Origin of the sequence: Albidovulum sp. (assembly GCF_049646345.1) — a bacterium.
GTDB lineage: Bacteria > Pseudomonadota > Alphaproteobacteria > Rhodobacterales > Rhodobacteraceae > Albidovulum.
Map to the genome: position 1 here is coordinate 1 of NZ_JBARVQ010000044.1, position 7,289 is coordinate 7,289.

Below are 7,289 nucleotides of genomic sequence, written 5' to 3' on the forward strand. Positions count from 1 at the left end.
GCCCCCGATGGCGCTGACCAAGGAAGAATTCGAAGTGCTGCGGCTGGGCATTTCGCTGGTCGGCGGGGCCGCCGATCCGGTCCTGACCCGTGCGGCGGCCAGCCTGCGCGCCAAGATCGCCGCCGTCTCGGCCGCAGATGCAGGCGATACAGGGTCCGACACATTCGTCTTTTCGAGCGCCGAAGCCGCCCGCGCCGCGCCCCATCTGGGTTTGATCCGCCGCGCGGTCCGGGAACATCTGACCCTGTCGCTTTCCTATCGCGGAGCCGGGGCAGAACGGGTCCGCCCGCTGCATCTGGATTATTGGGGCAAGGTCTGGACCCTGACCTGCTGGAGCGATAAAGAAAATGATTTCATAGTTATACGAGTCGATCTTATCACATCCCTGACGCATGATGGCGGTGCCTTCATGCCCGAACCGGGCAAGACCGTAGAGGACTATGTGGCAAGCATCGCTGTCTGAGGCGTCACTCAACCTGTGCTGCGGATTCCTGACGGCTGTTGAGCGACGCGCCGAAGGCATCGGCCAGATACTGCAGATCGAATGAGGGGAAATCCTCGGCCAATGCGGCCCTGATTCCTGCCCAATACTCCTCGCTCTTGTACTTGCGGCCGATGCTCCGCTTCATTGCGGCAACAGTCTGGTCCGTGTTCGCGGCTGTGTCGTTATGGGTATGATAGGATTGGATATGTGACAGAAAACCCGGATCCGACAATGTCAGAAACCGTCGCCAGATGCCGCCATGCATCATGGCATAGGGGTCTTTCGCGTATTGGGCGTTGTTGATCCGGCACAGGCCGGGACTGGCGCATAAGAGCATGCGCTTGGTCACGCCCAGCGACCCGTCGGCTTCGCGGAACATCCCCACCGATTTGGGGAAGGTGATCACGGATTTCGGCGGCACCCCCAATGCGGCATCCCTCAGACGCCGGATGTAGTGGCGGCTGAGGGCATCGTCGTCATCAACACGAAACGTCGCGACATTGCCCGACCGGCTCGCCTCACAGGCCGCGAGGATGAGAGGGCCAGCGACTTTGCGGAAGGATTGCGTTTCGGCCAGAATCAACCGCGCCTGGGAAAACCCCGAGAGGCCGTCGGCCAGCCGTTCCTTGTAGATCTTCGGCATCACATCCGAGGACACGACGGCGAAATCGAACTCACCATCGGTTTGCGCCTTAATGGAGGGAAGCAGGAGCTTTTCAAAGAAATTGAACCGCGTCTCCATCCGCTCGGGATCGTAGAGCGTGGCCAGATCCGCCTCGTCACGATGCTTTTGCCGCGTATCGGTGGGTCCGAAGAACGAAAAGCGGAGGATACCAAGCACCGGAAACTGGCTGCTATAGCCTGGCGATGCGAATTCAGCCGACATCGGTCTTCCTCTCCTTTTCCCCCCGTGTCGCACTATCAGGTTCGCGGGAACACAAAGCAACGGTCGCGGCGGATCATCAGCCACATGACGGTGCCCTGTTTCGGCAGGAACACGGCGGGAACCGTGGCTTTCAGTACCTCGCCGCCATCATCCATGCGAAATTCCACCAGACTTTCGCGGCCCATGAAGCGGGCGCGTTCGACCCTTGCGCGGGCGGCGGTGCCGTCGGTCGGCGTCGGGTTCGGGCCGCGCCCCGCCCGGTCGAAATCGATTTTCAGATGCTGGGGCCGGATGACGATTTCAACCTCGGTCCCGTCCGGCACACCGGGGGCGAGGAATTCGCCAAAGGGCGTGCGCGTCAGAGCGCCCTGAACTTTTGCCCACAAGATGTTGATATCGGAAAAGAAAGCCGCCGCTTCGCGGTCAACGGGCGCGTTGTAGATATTGTAAGGCGCGCCTTGCTGCACGATCCTGCCCGCCCGCATCAGAGCAATTTCATCGGCCATGCGCATTGCCTCATGCGGTTCATGGGTGACCAGAAGCACGGCGGTGCCTTCCTCTTTCAGAAGTGCCAGCGTGTCGTCGCGGATACCGTCGCGCAGCCGTTCGTCGAGGCCCGAGAACGGTTCGTCCATCAGAAGGATGCGGGGGGCCGGGGCCAATGCGCGGGCAAGGGCCACACGCTGCTGTTCACCGCCCGAAAGCTCATGCGGGTATTTCGGACCGAAACCCGACAGCGAGACGCGTTCGAGAAGCGTATCGACACGGGCGGCCGCATCGGCGCGAGTGAGGCCGAAAGCGATGTTCTGGGCGACATTCAGATGTGGGAAGAGCGCGAAATCCTGGAACATGAGGCCGATGGAGCGCCGTTCGGGCGGGATGCGAAAGACGGTGTCGCAGATAAGATTGCCATCGACATGGATCGTGCCCTGATCCTGCATGTCGACACCGGCAATCATCCTCAGCGTTGTCGACTTGCCGCAGCCGGAGGGGCCGAGAAGGCAGGTCACCTGCCCCGCCTCGATGGCGAGTGAGACATCATCGACCACCACCCGCCCGTCGAAGCGGCGGACGAGGTTGCTGACCTCAAGTCTCGGCGGTGTTCCGGTCACGTGCAATCCCCAACCCTGAGCGATTTCCTCAGGCTTACGCCCGGATAGCAGCCCCCGGCGTGGCCCGCAAGCATGCGGGGTTCGGCCTCGGCTTCGCCTCGGCCGACCCGTCGGGGGGCCAGCCCCCCGCACCCCCCGAGGTATTTCAGCCAAGATGAAGGTCAGAACGTGGCGTTGATGGCACCGCCGTCAAGCAGGATGTTCTGGCCGACAATGAAACCTGAATGCTGCGAGCAAAGAAAGGCGCACATCGCACCGAATTCTTCCGCGGTGCCGTAGCGGCGAGCGGGGATCGTGGCGGCGCGGGCCGCGTGGGCAGCTTCAAGGGTGATCCCCTGCGCCTGTGCCACGCCACCATCAAGCGCATCGGCCCGGTCGGTCGCGTGAATTCCGGGCAAGAGATTGTTGATGGTGACACCAAGCGGGGCCACCTGCCGCGCCGTCCCCGCGACATAACCGGTCAGCCCGGTGCGTGCAGCGTTGGAGAGGCCGAGCTGGGCGATGGGGGCCTTGACCGATTGCGAGGTGATATTGACCACCCTGCCCCAGCCGCGCCCGGTCATGCCGGGCAGGAGCGCTGTCATCAGCGCGATAGGCGTCAGCATATTGGCGTCAAGCGCGCGGATGAAATCCTCGCGGTCCCAGTCGGACCAGAGGCCCGGCGGCGGACCGCCGGCATTCGTGACAAGGATATCGACAGGACCGGCGGCATCGAGCACCTCGGTACGGCCTGCCTCGGTGGTGATATCGGCGGCGATCCCGGTCACGCGGACGCCATGCGTTTCGCGCAACATCTCGGCGGTGGCCTCAAGCGTCCCGGCGCCGCGCGCGTTCAGCACCAGATCGACGCCCGCTGCCGCCAGTGCCCCGGCACATCCCCGCCCGAGCCCCTTTGACGACGCGCAGACCAGCGCCCGTTTGCCACGTATTCCGAGATCCATTCCGCCCCTCCTGTTCCGGACGGGGCAAGCTTAACGAAAATGGGGGCCGAAGCCAGCGGCTCCGGCCCCCCAAGGAACCACACCAGCCGGGGAGCGAAATGGGTGCGGTATTTCGGTGGCCGTCAGGCGACCATGGAAGAGAAGATGTATTCGATGCCGGTAAAGGCCGCCTCGGCGAAGCCATAGGCGAAACGCAAGCCTTCGGGCCCCGCGACAGTGCCATGTTCGGCATTGCCCGGAACATAGACCGCCACGCCCGGCGCGATCTCATGCGCGACCCCGTCGATGGTCACGATACCCGACCCGCTGAGCCCGAGGTAGAATTCGGCAGGCGCATGGACATGCGGGTTCAAAGTTCCGCCCGGACCGAATTCGGCAATGCCGAGGACGAACTCGCTGGAATTGGTTTTCTCGCCCGAGATCAGGGTTTTCCAGGTGACCGAGCCGAAGACGGGATCGGTGCCGCCTTCGGAAGCAACATCCGCCGCATCGACGGTAAAAGCGCGTTCAGACGGCGCGTCGGGCAGGTTCACGGCGGGGTCATGGGTGATCTGGCCGGTCAGCACATTGGCGGAAGCGTCCTGGATCTGAGCATGTGCGGTCATTTTCGGCGCCTCCATGGCGATGTGTCGATGCCCGCCATATTGCCTTTTTCCGGCATTCCGGCAATGTTCGAAAAAATCGCCATATCATACGCTGAGGTTATGATGGAAACCCGCCTACCGCCCTTTTCGGGCCTCACCGCCTTTCATGCCGCCGTGCGTCACGGCACGCTGACCGGGGCCGCGCGCGAGCTGAATGTCTCGCAGCCTGCAATCTCACGCCGTATTGCGCAGCTTGAGGCGGATCTTGGCACGCCGCTTTTTGACCGGTCTCGCAAGCCGGTGCAGATGACCGAGGCGGGGCGCGAGATGATGGCGGCCCTGCGCGCAGGCTTTGATCTGATCGAGGTGGCGACCGACCGCATCCGGCGTGCGGCCAAGGGGCGGGTCGTCACCGTTTCCGGTCCTTCGGGTTTTGTGGCCTTCTGGCTGATCCCCCGGCTTGGTGAATTGCAGGAAGCCTTTCCGGGCACCGTGATCCGGATCATCTCGATGGAGCAGGGCGAGGCGGGGCGGCCCGGCGATGTGGCGATCCGCTTTGGCGCGCCGAACCGCGCGCGGACCGATGAGATCAAGATCCTCGGCGAAGAGGTATTCGCCGCTGCCAGTCCCCTGTATTTGGCGCGCAGTCCCGCCCCGATAACGGCCGGGGATTTCACGGGCCACACTTTGCTGACCATGGAAGGCACGCGACGCTTCTGGCACGACTGGCCAAGCTGGTTCGAGGCGCGGGGCGCGAAGATGCCAGGTGATATCCGCAGCCTTGACTTCAACACCTATGCGATGCTGGTCAATGCCTTGCTCGCGGGACAGGGCATCGGTCTTTGCTGGTCGGGGCTCCTGGACACCTTTCTGGAGGCCGGGGCACTGGTCCGGCTCAGCGATCAGTCCGCCGCCTCGGAACGCGGTTACTTCGTCGCCCTGCGTGATGGACAGACGGTCCGGCCCGAGGTCCGGGGCGTTCTGGCCTGGATCGCCCAGACCGGCGGAGCGGATGCGTTGACGTCCGCGCCGCCCGGCTGATAATCGGGACAGGCCACCGCGACAGTGACAATCCGGAATTTCAATATGCCCGATCCAATTCGGCCCCTGCCCGCCCATACGGCGCATGCCTATGATGCAGAGGTTCTGAAGGTGACAAGCGGCGCCAATCTGGGCGATGCGATTGCCGAGGCGGCACATTGCGAACCGGGTGATGTCTATCGCCTCGCGCCGTCGGCAACCGCAAGGCGGCTGATGCTGCGCCCCGTCGGCGACGATCCGGCCGCACTCTGCATCGCTGAAGGGTCCGAGATCGGGCAACCGGGCGAGATGATCACCCTTCTGTCGGCACTGGCCCTAATGGCGCCGGACGGTGACAGGGTTGAGACCCTCTTCGTCCGTCATGCCGCGACGGGCGAGGGCTATGCCCTGCCCCTTTCACCCCTGGCGCCGCGCACGGATTATACCCTGATCGCCAGCCATGAGGATCTGGGCGGCATTCGCATTACCGATATTGTCTGCACCTCATTCGCGGCGGGCACGATGATCACCCTGCCCGGCGGCGCGCAACGCCCGATCGAGGCGCTGACCCCCGGCGATGAGGTGCTGACCCGCGATCACGGGGCCCAGAAGGTGCGTTGGGTCGGCAAGGCGACGATGCGGGCCATCGGCGGTTTTGCCCCCGTTGTCATCGCGGCAGGCGCGCTTGGCAATCTTGCCGATCTCGTGGTCTCTCCGCATCACCGCATCTTCATTTACCAGCGCGGTCGGCGGCTGGGTGGCACTGCCGAACTGCTGGTGCAGGCGCGGCATCTGGTCGATGGCGACCGGGTGGCGCGGCGCGAAGGCGGGTTTGTCGACTACTGCTGTCTGGTGTTCGACCGGCATGAGATCGTCTATGCCGAGGGCATTCCGGCCGAAAGCCTGATGGTCAACGAGGCCACAGTCAGCCGCCTGCCCGCCGAACTGGCCGACGAGGTGCGCGCGCGGTTCCCGGGACTGAGCCAGAGCCAGCATTTCGGCACCGAGGCGGGGCGCGAGTTGCTGGACGACACCGCGCGCGATGCGCTCCTGCGCCGCCCGGGACGCGGCTGACCAGATGTAATCCAATGGAGACGCCTGCGGCGTCACGTCATTCCAGGGCCCTGCGCGGGAACCGCGCAGGGCGGCGCTGTCCGCACCCTCCCGGCCCTTCCCTTCCCCGTCGCCCAAGGCTATATGCCGCCCATGTTGCAGACGCCCTCAAACCGCCCCGACCTGCCCGCCGAGATTGCCCGGCGGCGGACCTTCGCCATCATCTCGCATCCTGATGCGGGCAAGACCACGCTGACCGAAAAGTTCCTGCTTTTTGGTGGCGCGATCCAGATGGCCGGGCAGGTGCGCGCCAAGGGCGAGGCGCGGCGCACGCGGTCGGATTTCATGAAGATGGAACAGGACCGGGGCATCTCGGTCTCGGCCTCGGCCATGTCCTTCGATTTCGGGCAGTACCGTTTCAATCTGGTCGACACGCCCGGCCACAGCGATTTCTCCGAAGATACATACCGGACGCTGACCGCCGTTGACGCCGCAGTCATGGTGATCGACGGGGCGAAGGGGGTGGAAAGCCAGACCCGCAAGCTCTTTGAGGTCTGCCGCCTGCGCGACCTGCCTATCCTGACCTTCTGCAACAAGATGGACCGCGAGGCACGCGATACGTTCGAGATCATCGACGAAATTCAGGAAAACCTTGCCATTGACGTCACGCCCGCCTCGTGGCCGATCGGCATGGGCCGCGATTTCCTTGGCTGCTATGATATCCTGCATGACCGGCTGGAATTGATGGACCGCGCCGACCGCAACCGGGTGGCCGAAAGTATCAAGATCGACGGACTGGATGACCCGAAACTGGCCGACCATATCCCCGCGGTCCAGCTTGCCAAACTGCGCGAAGAGGTCGAGATGGCGCGCGAATTGTTGCCCGCCTTTGACCGACAGAGTTTTCTGGAAGGCCATCTGACCCCGATCTGGTTCGGCTCGGCGATCAACTCCTTCGGGGTGAAAGAACTGATGTCCGGCATCGCCGAATACGGCCCCCTGCCCCAGCCGCAAAAGGCCGCCGAACGCAGCATTGACGCAGCAGAGCCAAAGGTTGCGGGCTTTGTCTTCAAGGTGCAGGCCAATATGGACCCCAAGCACCGTGACCGTGTGGCTTTCGTGCGCCTTGCTTCGGGCCATTTCGAGCGCGGCATGAAGCTTTTGCATGTCCGTTCCAGGAAAATCATGGCCATCGCCAATCCGGTGATG

Annotated in this window: 8 protein-coding genes; 4 read left to right on the forward strand and 4 right to left on the reverse strand. The window is 63.7% G+C overall.

All coding sequences use genetic code 11. The features are described 5' to 3' along the window. A partial coding sequence (locus WBB85_RS01110) for a helix-turn-helix transcriptional regulator (RefSeq protein ID WP_432636781.1) occupies positions 1–463 on the forward strand: 463 nt, incomplete at its 5' end. 4 nt (positions 464–467) lie between these two features. Here WBB85_RS01110 and WBB85_RS01115 read toward each other — a convergent pair. The 4 genes from WBB85_RS01115 to WBB85_RS01130 all read right to left on the reverse strand — a co-directional run bounded on the left by WBB85_RS01115 (position 468) and on the right by WBB85_RS01130 (position 4,028). Continuing rightward, positions 468–1,370: a glycosyltransferase gene (locus WBB85_RS01115; protein WP_432636782.1), complete on the reverse strand. Its 903-nt coding sequence runs from the start codon at positions 1,368–1,370 to the stop codon at positions 468–470. Between the two features lie 35 nt (positions 1,371–1,405). Then, positions 1,406–2,482 (reverse strand): ABC transporter ATP-binding protein, encoded by a 1,077-nt coding sequence (locus tag WBB85_RS01120; RefSeq protein ID WP_432636783.1) that lies wholly within the window; start codon positions 2,480–2,482, stop codon positions 1,406–1,408. 161 nt (positions 2,483–2,643) lie between these two features. Continuing rightward, a complete protein-coding gene (locus tag WBB85_RS01125) occupies positions 2,644–3,423 on the reverse strand; it encodes an SDR family oxidoreductase (protein ID WP_432636784.1) in 780 nt (259 codons plus the stop codon). Positions 3,424–3,545: 122 nt separating this feature from the next. After that, a complete protein-coding gene (locus WBB85_RS01130) occupies positions 3,546–4,028 on the reverse strand; it encodes a cupin domain-containing protein (protein WP_432636785.1) in 483 nt (160 codons plus the stop codon). Positions 4,029–4,130: 102 nt separating this feature from the next. Here WBB85_RS01130 and WBB85_RS01135 point away from each other — a divergent pair, with 102 nt between their 5' ends. From WBB85_RS01135 to WBB85_RS01145, 3 genes are all read left to right on the forward strand, one after another. Further along, positions 4,131–5,048 (forward strand): LysR substrate-binding domain-containing protein, encoded by a 918-nt coding sequence (locus tag WBB85_RS01135; protein WP_432636786.1) that lies wholly within the window; start codon positions 4,131–4,133, stop codon positions 5,046–5,048. A gap of 45 nt (positions 5,049–5,093) precedes the next feature. Beyond that, on the forward strand, positions 5,094–6,101 hold the full coding sequence (locus WBB85_RS01140; RefSeq protein ID WP_432636787.1) for a Hint domain-containing protein: 1,008 nt from the start codon (positions 5,094–5,096) through the stop codon (positions 6,099–6,101). 132 nt (positions 6,102–6,233) lie between these two features. Continuing rightward, positions 6,234–7,289, forward strand: a 1,056-nt coding sequence (locus WBB85_RS01145) for a peptide chain release factor 3 (protein WP_432636788.1), incomplete at its 3' end; no start/stop codon positions are given.